General features: G+C 41.5%; 13 protein-coding genes. 5 read left to right on the plus strand and 8 right to left on the minus strand.

Annotation, left to right across the window (positions count from 1 at the left end; translation table 11 throughout):
* Positions 1-54 precede the first annotated feature (54 nt).
* The 3 genes from ACQKCP_RS09255 to serS all read right to left on the minus strand — a co-directional run bounded on the left by ACQKCP_RS09255 (position 55) and on the right by serS (position 4,447).
* The gene (locus ACQKCP_RS09255; protein WP_427612117.1) at positions 55-597 is read right to left on the minus strand and encodes a hypothetical protein; all 543 of its coding nucleotides are present in this window, start codon (positions 595-597) and stop codon (positions 55-57) included.
* 270 nt (positions 598-867) lie between these two features.
* On the minus strand, positions 868-2,865 hold the full coding sequence (gene tkt, locus ACQKCP_RS09260; RefSeq protein WP_427612118.1) for a transketolase: 1,998 nt from the start codon (positions 2,863-2,865) through the stop codon (positions 868-870).
* Between the two features lie 295 nt (positions 2,866-3,160).
* Positions 3,161-4,447, minus strand: a complete 1,287-nt coding sequence (gene serS, locus ACQKCP_RS09265) for a serine--tRNA ligase (protein WP_427612119.1) — start codon at positions 4,445-4,447, stop codon at positions 3,161-3,163.
* Positions 4,448-4,945: 498 nt separating this feature from the next.
* Between serS and ACQKCP_RS09270 the strand changes: the two genes are divergently transcribed.
* Both ACQKCP_RS09270 and ACQKCP_RS09275 read left to right on the plus strand, forming a co-directional pair.
* Positions 4,946-5,605 (plus strand): YcxB family protein, encoded by a 660-nt coding sequence (locus ACQKCP_RS09270; RefSeq protein WP_101206317.1) that lies wholly within the window; start codon positions 4,946-4,948, stop codon positions 5,603-5,605.
* Positions 5,606-5,871: 266 nt separating this feature from the next.
* Positions 5,872-6,357 carry a Dps family protein gene (locus ACQKCP_RS09275; protein WP_427612120.1) on the plus strand — a complete coding sequence of 162 codons (486 nt, stop codon included), beginning with the start codon at positions 5,872-5,874 and terminating at the stop codon, positions 6,355-6,357.
* Between the two features lie 118 nt (positions 6,358-6,475).
* Here the strand turns inward: ACQKCP_RS09275 and ACQKCP_RS09280 are convergent, their stop codons facing one another.
* The 3 genes from ACQKCP_RS09280 to ACQKCP_RS09290 form a co-directional block, all read right to left on the minus strand.
* Positions 6,476-7,180 (minus strand): DUF2057 family protein, encoded by a 705-nt coding sequence (locus ACQKCP_RS09280; RefSeq protein ID WP_427612121.1) that lies wholly within the window; start codon positions 7,178-7,180, stop codon positions 6,476-6,478.
* Positions 7,181-7,252: 72 nt separating this feature from the next.
* Positions 7,253-8,056 (minus strand): DnaA regulatory inactivator Hda, encoded by an 804-nt coding sequence (gene hda, locus ACQKCP_RS09285; protein WP_102093670.1) that lies wholly within the window; start codon positions 8,054-8,056, stop codon positions 7,253-7,255.
* Positions 8,057-8,384: 328 nt separating this feature from the next.
* The gene (locus ACQKCP_RS09290; protein ID WP_160022555.1) at positions 8,385-9,491 is read right to left on the minus strand and encodes an AI-2E family transporter; all 1,107 of its coding nucleotides are present in this window, start codon (positions 9,489-9,491) and stop codon (positions 8,385-8,387) included.
* A 521-nt stretch (positions 9,492-10,012) separates the two neighbouring features.
* Between ACQKCP_RS09290 and purM the strand changes: the two genes are divergently transcribed.
* Entirely contained in the window at positions 10,013-11,074 is a 1,062-nt protein-coding gene (purM, locus tag ACQKCP_RS09295) for a phosphoribosylformylglycinamidine cyclo-ligase (RefSeq protein ID WP_427612122.1), read from the plus strand.
* Positions 11,074-11,766 carry a phosphoribosylglycinamide formyltransferase gene (gene purN, locus ACQKCP_RS09300; RefSeq protein ID WP_427612123.1) on the plus strand — a complete coding sequence of 231 codons (693 nt, stop codon included), beginning with the start codon at positions 11,074-11,076 and terminating at the stop codon, positions 11,764-11,766. Before purM ends, purN begins: the two co-directional genes overlap by 1 nt.
* Before the next feature lie 171 nt (positions 11,767-11,937).
* Here purN and ACQKCP_RS09305 read toward each other — a convergent pair whose 3' ends face one another.
* Together ACQKCP_RS09305 and ACQKCP_RS09310 are read right to left on the minus strand one after the other, a co-directional pair.
* A complete protein-coding gene (locus ACQKCP_RS09305; RefSeq protein WP_427612124.1) occupies positions 11,938-13,311 on the minus strand; it encodes an NAD-dependent succinate-semialdehyde dehydrogenase in 1,374 nt (457 codons plus the stop codon).
* A gap of 403 nt (positions 13,312-13,714) precedes the next feature.
* A complete protein-coding gene (locus ACQKCP_RS09310) occupies positions 13,715-14,704 on the minus strand; it encodes a LysR family transcriptional regulator (protein WP_057761159.1) in 990 nt (329 codons plus the stop codon).
* Positions 14,705-15,402: 698 nt separating this feature from the next.
* Between ACQKCP_RS09310 and ACQKCP_RS09315 the strand changes: the two genes are divergently transcribed.
* On the plus strand, positions 15,403-16,989 hold the full coding sequence (locus ACQKCP_RS09315; protein ID WP_101206309.1) for an isocitrate lyase: 1,587 nt from the start codon (positions 15,403-15,405) through the stop codon (positions 16,987-16,989).
* Positions 16,990-17,032 lie beyond the last annotated feature (43 nt).

The following is a 17,032-nucleotide window of genomic DNA, read 5'->3' on the forward strand; positions in this document are numbered from 1 at the left end:
GATCTTTAGAATGGTTATAGAATGTGCTAAGCGTAATACCAAAACTCTTTAAATTTAATTAATCAGCACTCTCTTACGATGTTTTAAAGGCTTGGCATAAGCAAAAGAACATGTTTTGATATGTTTATAAAAACTCTTATAAACCCGATCATACTCTTCATCAAGCTGTTTAAGTACATCTAAAGTACTATCGTTAGGATTAGTTTCATATTCATGCTGTGCATTTATCAGGTCTCCCCCTGCATTTAAAAACAACTCATATTTTTTCTCAAGCTCTGGAAAATATAAAGCTATTAATATTTCTATCTTGCCACCTTCTCTGTAAAATTCATCAACATCTAAAGCTTCATCATCATTGCTTGAAAAACTTTTAGATTGTACTTCATGAATAATGGCTGCAAAATCAACTAGTCTAAAAACCACTTCCTCAAACTTTATTCTCAAAAAGGCTTCATACTCCTTTTTGCGTTCAGCTCTCTGAGTAATGAGAATACCGCACAGTCCAAATATTCCGATTATGCAGGCTGCTATCAAGCCTTCACTTAGTTCAATCTGTTTTAGCCATGTAATAGCATTTGCCAGTTCGATACTATCCATCTAATTTTTCCAGTTCTATAGTCATATAATTTATTTTTATATGAGAGCTGCACAAGAAATAAAACTTAACTTTGTGAGCAATCAATCTATTCTAATTTACCACTAAATCATCATGTTGAGGCACAGAATTTAGTACTGATTGCAGCAGTTATTTTACCGATAGCCATATTGATGAAAGCAGACCAAAAGAAAAGCCAAAGATTAAGCCATAAAAAAAGCCACCAGATTTCTCTGATGGCTTTTCCTTCGATACTAACTCAGTTAGGTCTATTACACCAAACTATTTACCGCTTCGATCACAGCATCAGTCGTGATACCAAACTCTTTATATAGATCGCTAGCTGGAGCAGATTCACCATAAGTCGTCATACCGATGACTTTGCCATCTAAACCAACGAACTTATACCAATAATCTACATGTGCCGCTTCGACTGCGACGCGAGCACGGATATTGGCAGGCAATACCGCTTCACGATAGCTAGCATCTTGCTCAACGAAAATCTCTGCACATGGCATAGACACTACACGGACACCAACACCGTTTGCGCTCAACGCCTCATACGCTTCCATCGCAAGACCGACTTCTGAACCAGTAGCGATGATGATGGCTTGTAGCTCGCCTTGTTCTTTTGCCAGTACATAACCGCCTTTGGTAATGTTCGCTACTTGCTCGCTATCACGTGCTTGGTGTGGCAGACTCTGACGGCTAAAGATCAACGCTGATGGGTTGTTTTCAGACTTGATTGCTTCTACCCAAGCGCTTGCAGATTCAGTTGCATCACACGGACGCCATGTACGTAGGTTTGGCGTGGTACGTAGGCTAGTCAATTGTTCAACTGGCTGATGCGTTGGACCATCTTCACCCAAACCAATAGAGTCATGCGTATACACATGGATGACGCGCTGCTTCATCAATGCGCCCATGCGTACCGCGTTACGTGCGTATTCCATAAACATTAGGAACGTCGCTACGTAAGGGATAAAGCCGCCATGCAATGCGATACCATTGGCAATCGCGGTCATACCGAACTCACGTACACCATAATAGATATAGTTGCCGTCAGCGTCTTTTTCGATACCTTTAGCGCCTTTAAATAGCGTGAGGTTTGAACCAGCTAAATCTGCTGAACCGCCCAATAATTCTGGTAATAATGGCTGCAAGCTATTGATTGCATTTTGACTGGCTTTACGACTAGCGACATCGCCGCCCGCTTCTTGAGTTTGCTGAATATAGGCCTGTGCTTGGCTGTCAAAGTCAGCAGGCAACTCGCCATTGAGACGGCGTGACAATTCTGCTGCAAGCTCTGGATAGGCTTTTTTATACGCTGCAAAGTCTGCATCCCAGTTCTTTTGCTGGACGTCGCCTTTGGCTTTAGCATCCCACGCTTCATAGATTTCGTCATCTAATTCAAATGGGGCATGCTTCCAAGATAGCGCATCACGAGTCAAGGCAATCTCATCATCACCAAGTGGTGCACCATGACTGGCCGCTAGACCTTGCTTGTTCGGGCTACCAGCACCGATAGTCGTTTTACAAATAATTAGACTTGGCTTAGCAGTCTCTGCAATCGCTTGCTCAGTCGCTTGCGTAATTGCATCAGTATCATGACCGTCAACTTTGATCACTTGCCAGCCGTATGACTCAAAGCGCGCTTGCGTATCATCAGTGAACCAGCCTTCGACATTACCGTCAATTGAGATACCATTATCATCGTAGAAGAATACCAATTTGCCAAGCGCCAACGTGCCAGCTAGTGAGCAAACTTCATGACTGATACCTTCCATCAAGCAACCATCGCCTAAAAATGCATAGGTATGATGATCGACGATGTTATGACCGTCACGGTTGAACTGTGCAGCTAGGGTTTTTTCTGCGATTGCAAAACCAACGGCATTAGCAATGCCTTGTCCTAGCGGACCAGTCGTCGTTTCTACACCAGGCGTGTAACCAAGTTCAGGATGGCCTGGGGTTTTTGAGTGCAGCTGACGGAAGCCTTTTAGGTCATCAACGCTGACATCATAGCCCGATAAATGTAGCAATGAATAAATGAGCATCGAGCCATGACCGTTTGACAGTACAAAGCGATCACGGTTGTGCCAATTAGGATCTGCTGGATTGTGCTTCAAAAATTTGCGCCACAAAACTTCGGCAATATCAGCCATACCCATTGGCGCACCCGGATGTCCAGAGTTGGCTTTTTGAACCGCGTCAAACGACAGTACACGGATGGCATTGGCTAGTTTACGTTCGCTAATTGGAGCTGGCATAGAGTGTCCTAATATTCGAATGAGTCGTATAAAGATAAGAGGAGAGTTTACTCAGAGGATAATCCATCAAAAACGCGGCAGGCGTCCTCAATGGATAGGCTATAAAATAAAAATGCAATATTAACATATTTGCTATGAGCCTAGCCAAAAATGCGGTAACAAGACCGTTTATATTTAGCAATGACTCACATCAGCTTTGTTAAACTATGAGCAATGAAGGACTTTGATTTAAGTTATAAATAACAGGCTGCGAGTGACCTAAGTGACAGGCAGCTCATTACTTATAGTCAATTTATTAAACTGAAATAGTCTCAGCACCACCCATAAACGGACGTAATACTTCTGGAATCGTGATGCTACCATCAGCGTTTTGATGATTTTCCATCACTGCCAGTAGCGTACGACCCACGGCCAAACCTGAACCATTTAAAGTATGAGCTAAGCTGGTTTGCTTGCCATCTTTGACACGGGTACCCATACGGCGCGCTTGGAAATCACCACAGTTAGAGCAACTAGAGATTTCACGATAGGTATCTTGGCTTGGTAGCCATACTTCGATGTCATAAGTCTTTTGTGCAGCAAAACCCATATCGCCCGTACATAGCTGTACCGTGCGGTATGGCAAATTCAACTGCTGCAAGATATATTCAGCCTGCCCTGTCATTGCCTCAAGCAAGTCATCAGATTGCTCAGCGGTACCGACATTGACCATTTCAACTTTTTCAAACTGATGCTGACGAATCAAGCCGCGAGTATCACGCCCGTGTGAGCCAGCTTCACTACGGAAACATGGTGTATGCGCCGTGAATTTTAATGGAAGCTCTTTAATATCCAAACGCTCGCCGCGTACCAAATTGGTCATTGGCACTTCAGCGGTTGGAATCAGATAAAAATCCATCTCATCATTATTGGTGTGATTGCTCAATTTAAACAAATCATCTTCAAACTTAGGCAGCTGACCTGTGCCTTTTAGACTATCACTATTGACGATATAAGGCACATAGGTCTCAAGATAGCCGTATTTCATGGTATGAGTGTTGAGCATAAATTGAATCAGTGCACGGTGTAGCTGCGCCAATTGACCTTTTAGCACGTTAAAACGACTACCAGTCAACTTAGTCGCGGCTTCAAAGTCGAGCATACCAAGCGTCTCACCGATATGAGTATGATCTTGAATTTCAAAGTCAAACGTACGCGGCGTGCCCCATTTACGCACTTCTACGTTATCGTCTTCTGACGTACCGACTGGTACATCTGCCGCCGGAATATTTGGAATTTGCAAAGCTGCTTGAGTGATACGCTCTTGTAGGGTACGTAGCTCGTCTTCCGCAGCTTTAATCTCACCGCTAACGCTTTGCATCTCAGCCAATAGCTCACTGGCATCTTCGCCTGATTTTTTTAGGGCACCTACTTGCTTTGCACCAGCATTACGGCGCGATTGCAACTCTTCGGTTTTGACTTGTAGAGACTTACGCTCATTTTCAATCGTTTGCCAGAACTCCATATTAAGCTCATAACCACGGGTGGCTAGCTGCTGTTGTAGGTCGCTTAAATCGCCGCGTAAGAGTTTCGGATCAATCATAGTAGTTGCCTGTAACACTAAAGGTGAGTAAAAGGTTTAAAAGTATTATTAATAAGGTAATTGCCTAGCGTATCGCTATCACGGTCTTTGTGATAACCGGCTATGACGTTATGTTTTATATCAACGTATCTTGTAGACGCTATAATACCAAGACACGGCAGATTTGACCATGTTTTGGATATCTTTGACTGCTTTTCACTGTTTTTGACTGCTTCTTACTAGGTTTTGTTCATTATGCTAATCGCTTGTCACAAGTGATTCTGTTGTTAATTGCTCACTTTTACTTTCGTCTAGTCTTAGTAAGCTGAGTATAGAGCATGAACTACGTCATTAATATGACATCTATCCGTGAACAGTCTTGCTTATATGTTTCATTTAGGAGTACTTTTCGGTAAGATAAGCGCATACCTTTATTCACTTCTAGCCAAGTACAGCATTGCTGCTTCGCTTTGGCAGTTTTAATCCAACGCTTTTAATATAAGTATTTGAGAAACCTTTATGGCCCTGTACCCCTACACGCTCCAACCTGTCGCCTTAAACCTAACTGAGGCTGAATTTCACCAAGCACAGTATGAACTGTTTGCCAGTGCCAGTCCCTCTTTTGGTTTATCAAGCTTTAAGACCAAAGAGTGGATCATCATGGCCGTGGTTGTGGTACTCGCTATTGCAGGACTGATCTTTGTAACAGGCTATTCAACCATTATCTTTTGGTTAATGCTGGTTGGTGTGGTGATTTATTTATTGGCGCGTACCTTAGGTTTTAAATGGTACGTAAAAAGAGAGTTTGACAAACAAGTTGCCGATCAAGAGATGCCAGATGAAATGCGCCAGATGAAGTTAGGTGTGCAAAAGCATGGTCTAGTCATGGCGATGCCAAGCAACCAGCCTGATATGATGAAAAACTCGCAAATGCGTGGTATGCAAATGCGTGCAGGCGCGACTCAGCAAGCAGTTATTCCTTGGACCTCTATCAAGAGCTGGGATGAGACTGACGACTATATCTTTATGATGTTTGAGCTAAAAGGTCAACAAGGTAGCCAAATCGTACCGAAACGCTTGCAAGCACAGAAGTTTCCTATCGATACGATACGTCAACATTTACAAGAAGTGGTTCCTGTGAAAGGCTTAAATCCTGAAAACTTGCAGCCACCAGCGTAAATGTAATGAGGTCTCTCTATCGTTTAGAAAAACAATATAGAGACCTGATTTAAGTTTTATAAAACCAATCGTAAAATTGTATTTATTAAATTTAACTTATTAATAATAGTTTGCTATTATTATAAGCATCAAAGAAAGAGATAGAATCTATGTTAATAGTTACAGATGAAAACTAAAGTATTTTTCGCTGTATATTAATTTATTAGAGCCTTTATCCTTCTTTACTTATTATCGTATAACTACACTCACACTATAAGGACAATACTATGAGTAATTCTAATAATGCTACTAACCAGATCGGTCTAGAAAAAGCAGACATGAGCGAAGTCATCGCCAAATTAAACAATCTACTATCGACGTATCACGTGTTTTATTTAAACGTACGTGGTTATCATTGGAATGTAAAAGGTGAGCATTTCTTTACTTTGCATCCACAATTTGAAGAACTATATACGTCACTACAGGTCCAAATCGACGAAATCGCCGAGCGCATTTTAACGTTGGGTGGTACACCACTTCACGCTTACAGCGACTTTACGCAGCATACTAGCATCAGTGAAGACAAAAACGTTAAAGACGGCACAAGCTGCGTTAAAGGTGTGGTCACTGGCTTGCAAACGTTAATCGCAGAGCAGCGCCAAGTATCAGCCCTAGCAGAAGATAGCGAAGACCAAGGTTCAGCTGACCTAGTTGATGCTTACGTACAAGAGCAAGAAAAACTGGTATGGATGTATAATGCGTTTTTGGGTTAAGAGTTTTTAGTTTTTATTCGACTTAACCTTACCAACTCTAACAATTATCAAATTCTAAATAATAAAAAAGCACCTAATTAGGTGCTTTTTTATTGTCTATCTTTTATAGAAAACTGTTTTATTTTTGGATCCATTGACGCATTTTTTCACGTTCAGCAGGCGTGGCTTGTAGCCATACTTGCATAAACGTATCTAGCGTACTGGTAGAAGTATTTACGCTAGATGCTTGCTTAACAGTGGTCGTGCCAGTATTGATGTTGCTAGTAGTATTTACTACTGGTTGATCTAAAGAGGCGATAGCACGTTGGTTCTGTAACTCTGCATCACCTGCACCGCCGAACACGCCGCCTAGTGCTTTACCAATGCCTGAGAATATGCCGCCTTGATTACCGACCATACTTTGCTGACTAGCAATGACCGTATTGTTCTGTTGCACAGCGAGCGTTGGCTGCTTGGCATAGTCTTTAGCAGCTTCATATGCTTCTGGTTGATTAGGCATAGTCAAACGATATGTTTGATTGTCGGCTAATTGTGCTGTCACGCTGACGTTACCTGAACGCAAATAGTCGTGCTGATCACGAGGCAAGTTATATAGACGGTCATACTTAGCAGTAATAGCGTGTTGTCCAGGCTGTAACGTAAATGTTTTCTGCAGCGGCTGAAAAGCGCTCTGCTGAATTTCCTGCCCATTAATAGCAGTTACTTTGATATGGTCATCAACCTGTAGGGTCACTGCTGCCTGTGACAACATAGAGACCGAGGCAGCACCTACCAATAACGTACCTATCGTTAATTTTTTTAGCAAAGAAGCATTCGATTTCATAAGTTATTCCATTAATAGTAAAAGCGAGTTGGACAAAAGATTCGTATTCTAACGGTTATTCATTTTTTGCTGCTAAAAATCAAGTGGCATCGTATGTTGGTCTTGATCAGGCGTGTCATTATCCACTTGTGTCTCTTGAGCGATATCCGCCAGTTCCGCGGCAAGCGTCTGCTCATCGATGGTACGCAAAGCATCACTTATGACCGCTTTTGAGATATTACTGCGACCAAGGTTAGAGAACATTGGTTGAATATAATTAAGTACTTCCATCATCGCACCGATACGATGCGGTCCATCGGTCAATAAATGATCAATAATTCGATCGTCAAACTGCCATCCACGTCGACGCAAAATAGACTGTAATAATGCTTGTCTATCTGCTAAATCATGACCAGTAGGCACTTTAAAGGTCGGTGCTTGTGCCAAACGTGTCATTAAATCTCTTAACTGGAATGGTAAGTCGTCGGCTGGTTTATTAGCGGCAAACAATAACTGGCGTTGCCCTTCTCGGCTACGATTGATCAGGTGAAATAAAGCTTCTTGCCACTGACTGCTTTGCTCAAGCACTTCCAAATCATCGATAGCAATCAAATCAAAGTTTTCTAACGATGATAGTACGTGGACATCTGTATGAATCAGCTCGTTAAGGGACAAACAAATAGCCGATTTGTCCATCTCGATAAATGACTCGCAAATAGCAGACAGCAAATGGGACTTACCTGTAGCAGGGCTACCAAACAGATATAGTTGACCGATCAGGCCGACATGTAACTGCCGTACTGCATCAATAATCGACATCCAACCGGGACCGGCAAAGTCGCTGAGACTTGCATCATGCTTAATGTCCAGATTGAGACTTAGCTGTGCTTCTGCCATGAATCATCAACTCGTGTTGCGTAGTGCAATGGAAAAATATAATAGAAAAGATAGATTGTTTTGAGCTGTATTCATTACTGTCAATACTAGCCGATACAGCTGTAAGTAATGGCCCTATAGCCTTTGCAAAAATCGGTCAGTCACTTTGTTAAAAACAACGTTAGCAAAACTGGTACCAAAACGGTTGATACTATCAACACTGCGCCTATATATAACATATTTACAAAATGACTGACAAGTCTTTTACCCATTAAGCCTTATCAATCATTGTGTTCATATCCTAATATTGCATATCAATCTTTATCTAGTATGTTCAATAATAAGATAATTATCTTTTTTCAAACAATGCTAGTTGTTTACGGCCTTTATAAAAGTCAGTTGTTCGATAATAGCTGTATAAATGGCGGAACAAGACGTTTAAGACAGCGGACACTGGCAAGGCGATTAGCATACCAACAAAACCTAATAGACTGGCACCTGCCAATACGGCGAATATGACCCATAATGGCGATAGACCAATCTTATCACCTAACAGCAATGGTTGTAGGATATAACCTTCTGCAGCTTGTCCAATCAAGAACGCACCTACGACCAATGACAAATACGTCCAGTCCAATCCGAATTGAAATAGGCAGGCGATAATAGCCGCGATAAAACCAATACCAAACCCTAAGTACGGCACAAAACTGGCTATGCCTGCTACCATACCAATGATAAGCCCGAGCTCTAGCCCAATTAGCTGTAACTGTACAGCATAAATAGCGCCTAGCAACACCATCACCAATAATTGACCTTTGATAAACGCCATCAATGCCAGATCACACTCTTTAGCTATTTCAGTTACTTTTTGGCAGTAAGCACCTGGTATCGCCATCTTCCAGTTATGTAAACGCTGATCCCAATTAAATAGGAAGTAAAAGGTCAAAATAGGCACTAATACAATAAGACCTGCATTATTGATGAAGTTCATACTTGAGGTCAGTATTTGGCTCATCATAGTGCTAGCATCAGCGAACTTATAGTTCGTTTGCATATAATCGACGAGGGTATCGGAAAACTCTTTCGACTCTAATTGGGGCAGCTTGATACGAGTATTACTATTGAACCACTCTCGTACTACTTGGTTGTACCAATTAAATATCTTTGGCAAATAATCCCAAGCCGCTTGCAACTGATGCCACAACGTCGGTACCAACCACCACAATAATAACGCCATCCCCAAAGTAATCGTCGAGTAGACAATAATAATCGCGACCCAGCGCTTGATATATTTTGATAGGCGCTTGACTAGAGGATTAAATAGGTAAGCCAGCATAAAGGCAAAAACGAAGGGCACGATGACGGGCATCATTAAATACAAAAGAAACACAGCCACCACTAACGCCACGACAATAAATAAACGCCGAAAAAAAGGATCTATTGGTTGATTCATCATGGCAAGTAATCCTATAGTTGGACGAGGTTAAAAAATTGACAGGTTTGAAAAAGTGACAGGGAGTCAGTCAGTGATAGCGATTTCTAAATGGTATAACTATAGCTATCACAATGTATCACTAGGCTAATTTCTTTCTTTTCTCATTAGTTTTAGCTAGCTAGACTAAGACGTATCAACGTTCCTAAAAAATCTAATTCTTAATAAATTTATGTTTATTATTTTTTATTCTATCAATCACATTTGGACTTGTATTAAGGCCATTATTGACAATAAATTTAGCGTTCTATTATCGCAGAGTACAACAAAAAATCAGTCATTTTTTGTTTCTTAACGGCTTATTTGCCACTTAATGCAAATCTTAGTCAAATATTGGCAAGTTGCTTTGCGAGTAAGGTCTGTTTTTGGGTATAATGCGCGCACTGTCTTTAAACTTTGCTTTTGAACTTTATAACGCTGATTTTTGCGTGCTCAATTACTTTACCTTCTAATCCAAATTATCTATCCCCAACTGTGAGATGACTATGAGTGACAAGCCTTCTTTAAGCTACAAAGATGCCGGTGTTGATATCGATGCAGGCGATGCTTTGGTTCAGCGAATCAAGTCCGTTGCAAAAGCCACTACTCGTCCTGAAGTCGTGGGTGGACTTGGCGGTTTTGGTGCGTTATGCCGTATCCCAACAGGTTATACCTCACCATTATTGGTTTCTGGCACTGATGGCGTCGGCACCAAACTAAAATTGGCGCTACAGCTGAACCGTCATGACACGATTGGTATTGATCTGGTGGCGATGTGCGTCAATGATCTGTTGGTTTGCGGCGCAGAGCCATTATTCTTCTTAGACTACTATGCAACTGGTAAGCTAGATGTTGATGTTGCGGCGACTGTCGTAACTGGTATTGGTGATGGTTGTAAATTAGCTAACTGTGCGCTCATCGGTGGCGAAACTGCTGAAATGCCAGGCATGTATCAAGATGATGATTACGATCTAGCTGGATTTTGTGTAGGTGTGGTTGAAGAAGCAGAAGTCGTCACTGGTGAAAATGTCGCAGAAGGCGACGTACTGATTGCACTTGCCTCAAGTGGCGCACACTCAAACGGCTACTCATTGGTTCGTAAAGTCATCGAAGTTAGCGGTGTGGATGTTACGAGTAGTGACGAGCAACTAGACGGTCAGCCTATTCAAGATGCTCTAATGGCTCCTACCCGTATCTATGTAAAAGCAATCAAAGCATTACAAGATTCGCTTGGCAGCTCAGCTTTACATGCGATGTCACACATCACAGGTGGTGGTCTGACAGATAACTTACCACGTGTACTACCTGATAACTTAGCGGCTAGCATCGATACCAATAGCTGGCAGTTCTCAGAGCTATTCACTTGGCTACAGACTCAAGGTAATATCGCGCAGAGCGAGATGTACCGTACCTTTAACTGCGGCGTTGGTTTTGTCATCGTTATGCCAAAAGACAAAGCAGAAGCTGCTATCCAGACCTTGACTGATGCGGGCGAAACAGCTTGGCAAATAGGTGAAATGGTCAAACGCAGCACTGATGACCAAGCGGATGCAGTGGTGTACCGTTAATGTCAATTGATAACGCAAGTCAGCCTATCAAACCATTACGCATTGCTGTTCTAGTCTCAGGAAGTGGTAGCAACCTGCAAGTATTAATCAATGCCATGCAAGCAGGGGCGCTACCGATTGAAATCGTTGGTGTTATTAGTAACCGTGAAGATGCTTATGCATTGACACGTGCTAAAGATGCCAATATTCCAGTTGCGGTATTGTCACACGTTGCTAATGGCAAACGTATGGGCATCAAAACATTTGAAACCCATGCCAATGAGCAGCTAATAGCATGGCAACCCGACTTAATCGTCTTGGCCGGATTTATGCGTGTATTAAGTGGTTCATTTATCGATAATGTACCAGCGCCCATGATTAACCTTCACCCTTCTCTACTTCCAGTTTATAAGGGTTTAGATACTCACAAACGAGTCATACAAGCGGGTGAACGTCGTCACGGTTGTAGTATTCATAAAGTGACGGCGGAGCTTGATGCAGGTCAAGTATTGACTCAAGCTGTATTGAATGTCGATATTAACGACACAGTAGAGAGCTTACAGTCACGGATACAGAAACTTGAACATCAGTTGCTACCTTGGACGATTTTACTACTAGTAAAAAATGTATTATCACTTGAAGCAAATAATACATCATCGCAAACACAAACTTATTTACCTAAGTTGCCTTTGCAATTGCTTATAGACGGATAAAAATCTCAGCTTATTAAGTTGATTTTAATACTACTTCATATAGCTCAATAAAAAGCCCAGCTACTCATTACGAGCAACTGGGCTTTTTTATTTGATAACTATTTGTTATTCACAATTATTTAAAATCGTAAATAGTTATCTATTTAGCTAATTTGTCTAATTAGTTCATTTTTAGAATACATGAACCGCTTTGATGTTGACAAACTCTTTGATACCAAAACCGCCATGCTCACGGCCATAGCCTGAGTTTTTCACGCCACCAAATGGCAGTGCAGGATTGGCAAGACCATAACCATTGATATAGACCATACCTGTATCGAATTGCTCACGTGCTAAACGAACAGCTTTCTCTTCATCTTTCGAGAAAATCGCGCCACCTAAACCATAACGACTGTCGTTAGCGATGCGCATTGCGTCGTCTTCATCTTTTGCACGAATTAGTGAAGCGACAGGGCCAAATAGTTCGTCATCGTATGCAGGCTGACCTTTTTCAACGTTCTCTAAGATAGTTGCTGGATAGAAGCTACCTTTACCTTCAGGTACCTTACCGCCAACAGCAATCGTTGCACCCTTAGCAACACTCTGCTCTACTTGCTCATGTAGTTGCTCACGCAAATCTGCACGTGCTAATGGACCGATATCTGAGCTATCATCCATTGGATCACCCGCTTTGGTACCTTCAAATTTCTCAACAATACGCTTGCGGAATTCGTCATATACGCTATCGACTACGATAAAGCGTTTGGCCGCTACACAAGTTTCACCGTTATTGATTAGACGTGCTTGAGTACAGGTTTCTACTGCAGTTTCGATATCTGCATCTTCTAATACGATAAATGCATCGTTTGAACCTAGCTCTAATACCGCTTTCTTAATCGCTTTAGCTGCTTGCTGACCAACGATCACACCTGCTTTGTCACTACCTGTTAGTGTCACGCCACGTACTTTGTCATTGCCAATCAATGCTTCTGACTGGTCATGGTCGATGATAATCGTACGGAACAAATCACTTGATAATTCAGATTCATGAAGAATTTTTTCGATTAATAGACCAGAGCCTGTTACGTTAGATGCGTGTTTTAGCAGAACACTGTTACCTGCCATCAAGTTTGCGATGGTATAACGGAATACTTGATACGCTGGGAAGTTCCAAGGCTGCATGCCGTAGATAATACCAATAGGTTGATACGTCACTAGCCCTTTTTTCATGCTTTCGATATCACGTACATCATCAGCTAAAGAAGCGACGCCATTTTCAGCAGTGTAATCACAGATGGCTTTGCAAAGATCAATCTCTTGCATGCTTTGGCTGTGTAACTTGCCGCGCTCTTCAGTCATCAGTTTAGCCAGCTCTTCTTTATATTCCATCAGCTTATCACCGATAGATTTGATAACACGGCCACGTTCTTCGTGACTCACTGTACGCCATTCTAGAAATGCGTTATGTGAAGCATCGACAATCTTGTTGACTTCATCGTTGCTCATATAATTATAGTTACTGATTTCTTCGCCCGTGGTTGGGTTGATAGTAGTAATGTCTGACATAGTTACTGTCCTTATTATTCGAATTTATATTTGGGATTTATAATCGGGTTTACTGTCACTTGTAATTATTTTGCTGTGACAGTTTTAATTATTAAATTTACGTCGATAGCACAATCTGTTAGTAGCTCGTTTTCTATCTGCCGTTATCTTAACAAGCTATTTGATGAAGAGTTTTACAATATATTGTGAAGTGTGTTGAAGATGTTAATAGTGTGACTGACTTATTAAGTAAGGCTAAATTGAACGTGTTAACTATTAACCCTTAGGACATAAAAAAACCAGCCTAGTGGCTGGTCTAATAACTATATAGAGTGGGAGATAAAGAAAAATACTCTTACTAAAAATTCAGATAATCAAAAATATTTCGCTCTAATAAAAGATAGATTCAACTCACACAAACCAATCAAAACAAATGATTAATAACCGGTATCTCTTGTGGCGGATTTTCTTCTTCAGCAACGACTTGTCGTGCCACATGCATAATTAACTGACGTAACCAGCGATGGGCTGGATGATGCTGCAACAAAGGAGACCATGCCATCGTAAGCTCAAACTCAGGAATAAAAAACGGTGGATCTTCCATCATAATGCTGTCGTTATTTGCCTGCATTCTTGCCACACGCGTGGGCAGTGTTGCTATCAAATCTTTATTTGCTGCAAGCATAGCAGGCATTTGATAATGACGAGTAAAGACACTGATTTGGCGTTTTTGACCAAGACGCTGCAGGGCCTGATCGATAGATCCTAGTCCACCAGATTTTTCTGGATTGACCCCAAAGCCCACACCCATCCCTGTTTTAGATACCCAAACGTGCTGTGCTTTAAGGTAGTTTTTCAAATTAAAACGATTGGCATAAGGACTGTCAGAAGATAATAAGCAACTAAAAGTATCACGCCACACTAAAACCTGATGGAAGCTTTGAGGTATTTCGTTAAAACGGTTTATCGCTAAATCAACTCGTCCCTGCTCCATATCTCGGTAAGAGACGTCTGATGGAGTCAAAAAGTCCAAAATCACATTGGGTGCTTCAGAACGTAGTGCTTTTACCAGCTTAGGTACTAGGGTCGCTTCGGCATAATCCGATGTCATAATACGAAATACACGAGAGGTACTATAAGGGCGGAATTCAGTACGTGGCTCCAATACTTGAGTCAAGTCAGCGAGTATCTCGCGGATACGCGGCTGTAGCTCAAGCGCGCGTTCAGTCGGCGTCATACCCTCAGATGAGCGTACCAATAATGGATCATTAAACAGCTTACGCAAACGGCGCAAGATATTACTCATAGCAGGCTGAGTAATCCCAAGCTGCTCGGCTGCGCGAGTGACGTTTTTTTCTCGTAGCAACACATCTAGATGGACTAATAAATTTAAATCAACCCGCTGCAAATTCATATTTGGTTCTCTTGGCTTTTGAGTAAACGCCATATTAAGGCTGGCATTTGTAGTGCTGCTACAATGATTTGTGCGTTATAACAGCATAATTTCATTATTTTTTACTAATTTTGTTCTGGTTTTTTCTGATAGACACGCATTATAACTCATCCAACCTATCGTAAGACCCTGTTATATAAACATTATATCATACAGAAATACCAAAGATAACTATCATAAATTAGATAAATCTTGGTAAGGTGGTTATAGTGAGTTCTATAAAGGATTTGCAGCATAGAGGACGAACTTTAGGTTCACAAGCTGTTTTCATCCGATTAAATATTGTCGCTAAGTAATATATTAATGGTTTTTATCAGTCGTTAAATACGGTTAATTGACCTCATTATTGTAACATCTCTTGCTACCAATTATGACATCACTGGCTATTAAGTATTCAGATACCTTTTAGATATATAGTGAGAATCGATAAATATTTATAAACCAGCAATTATTTTCAACTGTTGAGTTCAGCAAATTTCTTGTAATAGCCTAGCGGTTTGTTTAGGGTAAATAGAGCTTCGACAGATAAATGATAGACCAAATTTTGAATATTACTTTTTAGTACAAAGGTTTTAGTAAAGCGGATTTTAGTAAAACGACATACCCATTATTTTAACAATTAACTTATTTGTTTTTACACCCCACCAAGGAGACTATAGATGTCAACTGCATATAAATCAGCGATCGACTTAGTACGTGAATTAAAGCAAAAGCACGGCAACTGGCAGAACATTAGCGAAGTTGATGCTGCACGTATGATGTCACAAAACCGTTTCAAAACGGGTTTGGATATCGCAAAATATACTGCAAAAATCATGCGTCAAGATATGGAAGATTATGACAATGATACGTCTCAGTACACGCAGTCTTTAGGTGCATGGCATGGTTTTGTTGCACAGCAAACTATGTACGCTAAGAAAAAATATTTCGGTACGACTTCTAAAACTTACATCTACCTTTCAGGTTGGATGGTAGCTGCCCTACGCTCTGAGTTTGGTCCACTACCTGACCAATCTATGCACGAAAAGACGTCAGTACCTAAGCTAATCGAAGAAATCTACACCTTCTTACGTCAAGCAGATGCTAAAGTGTTGAACGACTACTTCCGTGAGCTAAACGCTGCTGAAGAAGCTGGCCAAGACACTTCAGCTATCCTAGAAAAAATCGAAAACTTTGATTCACACGTTGTGCCAATCATCGCTGATATCGATGCAGGTTTCGGTAACGAAGAAGCTACTTACCTATTGACTAAGCAAATGATCGAAGCTGGTGCTTGTGCCATTCAGGTTGAAAACCAAGTATCTGATGCTAAGCAGTGTGGCCACCAGGCTGGTAAAGTAACTGTACCGCATGAAGACTTCATCTCTAAGCTAAACGCTATCCGTTATGCATTCCTAGAGCTTGGTGTTGAAGACGGCGTTATCGTTGCTCGTACTGACTCTGAAGGCGCATCACTAACGCAAAAAATTCCAGTATCAAATGAGCCAGGCGATCTTGCTTCTAAATACATTGATTTCATCGAAATGGAAGAAGTAACGCTAGAAAATGCTCAAGAAAACGACAGCTTACTTAAGCACAACGGCAAACTAGTACGCCCAGTTCGTCTACCTAACGGTCTATATCAGTTCCGTGAAGAGACTAACATTGACCGTGTTGTACTTGACTGTGTAACTGCTCTAGAAAACGGCGCTGACCTACTATGGATCGAAACACCGACTCCAGACGTAGAACACATCAAAATGATGGTTGACCGTATCAAAGAGCAACAGCCTAAAGCCAAGCTTGTATACAACAACAGCCCATCATTCAACTGGACGCTTAACTTCCGTAAGCAGGTTATCGCACAGTGGGAAGAAGAAGGCAAAGACATCTCTGCATACAATAAAGATGATTTGATGAGCGCTGATTACGATGGTACTGAACTTGATGCTGCAGCTGACGTAGCCGCTAAGAATTTCCAACGTGATGCGTCACGTGAAGCGGGTGTATTCCATCACTTAATCACGCTACCGACTTACCACACGACTGCTCTTAGCGTTCATGAACTTGCTAAAGGCTACTTCGGTGAAGAAGGCATGCTTGCTTATGCAGCTGGCGTACAGCGTAAAGAAATCCGCGAAGGCATCTCTTGTGTTAAGCACCAAGCAATGGCTGGTTCTGACCTTGGCGATGACCACAAAGAAATCTTCTCAGGCGATAACGCTCTGAAAGCTGGCGGCGGCAAGAACACGATGAACCAGTTCTAATAACCGACAGATTAGCAGTATTTATCAAAAAACCGCCCTACAT

The sequence above is a fragment of the Psychrobacter sp. NPDC078631 genome (assembly GCF_050268165.1).
In the GTDB taxonomy this organism is placed as follows: Bacteria; Pseudomonadota; Gammaproteobacteria; order Pseudomonadales; family Moraxellaceae; genus Psychrobacter.

What these genes read in the sequence shown, in the direction of transcription:
- ACQKCP_RS09255 (WP_427612117.1), bottom strand. Translation starts at nt 597, where the DNA reads ATGGATAGTATCGAACTGGCAAATGCTATTACATGGCTAAAACAGATT.
- tkt (WP_427612118.1), bottom strand. Translation starts at nt 2,865, where the DNA reads ATGCCAGCTCCAATTAGCGAACGTAAACTAGCCAATGCCATCCGTGTA.
- serS (WP_427612119.1), bottom strand. Translation starts at nt 4,447, where the DNA reads ATGATTGATCCGAAACTCTTACGCGGCGATTTAAGCGACCTACAACAG.
- ACQKCP_RS09270 (WP_101206317.1), top strand. Translation starts at nt 4,946, where the DNA reads ATGGCCCTGTACCCCTACACGCTCCAACCTGTCGCCTTAAACCTAACT.
- ACQKCP_RS09275 (WP_427612120.1), top strand. Translation starts at nt 5,872, where the DNA reads ATGAGTAATTCTAATAATGCTACTAACCAGATCGGTCTAGAAAAAGCA.
- ACQKCP_RS09280 (WP_427612121.1), bottom strand. Translation starts at nt 7,180, where the DNA reads ATGAAATCGAATGCTTCTTTGCTAAAAAAATTAACGATAGGTACGTTA.
- hda (WP_102093670.1), bottom strand. Translation starts at nt 8,056, where the DNA reads ATGGCAGAAGCACAGCTAAGTCTCAATCTGGACATTAAGCATGATGCA.
- ACQKCP_RS09290 (WP_160022555.1), bottom strand. Translation starts at nt 9,491, where the DNA reads ATGATGAATCAACCAATAGATCCTTTTTTTCGGCGTTTATTTATTGTC.
- purM (WP_427612122.1), top strand. Translation starts at nt 10,013, where the DNA reads ATGAGTGACAAGCCTTCTTTAAGCTACAAAGATGCCGGTGTTGATATC.
- purN (WP_427612123.1), top strand. Translation starts at nt 11,074, where the DNA reads ATGTCAATTGATAACGCAAGTCAGCCTATCAAACCATTACGCATTGCT.
- ACQKCP_RS09305 (WP_427612124.1), bottom strand. Translation starts at nt 13,311, where the DNA reads ATGTCAGACATTACTACTATCAACCCAACCACGGGCGAAGAAATCAGT.
- ACQKCP_RS09310 (WP_057761159.1), bottom strand. Translation starts at nt 14,704, where the DNA reads ATGAATTTGCAGCGGGTTGATTTAAATTTATTAGTCCATCTAGATGTG.
- ACQKCP_RS09315 (WP_101206309.1), top strand. Translation starts at nt 15,403, where the DNA reads ATGTCAACTGCATATAAATCAGCGATCGACTTAGTACGTGAATTAAAG.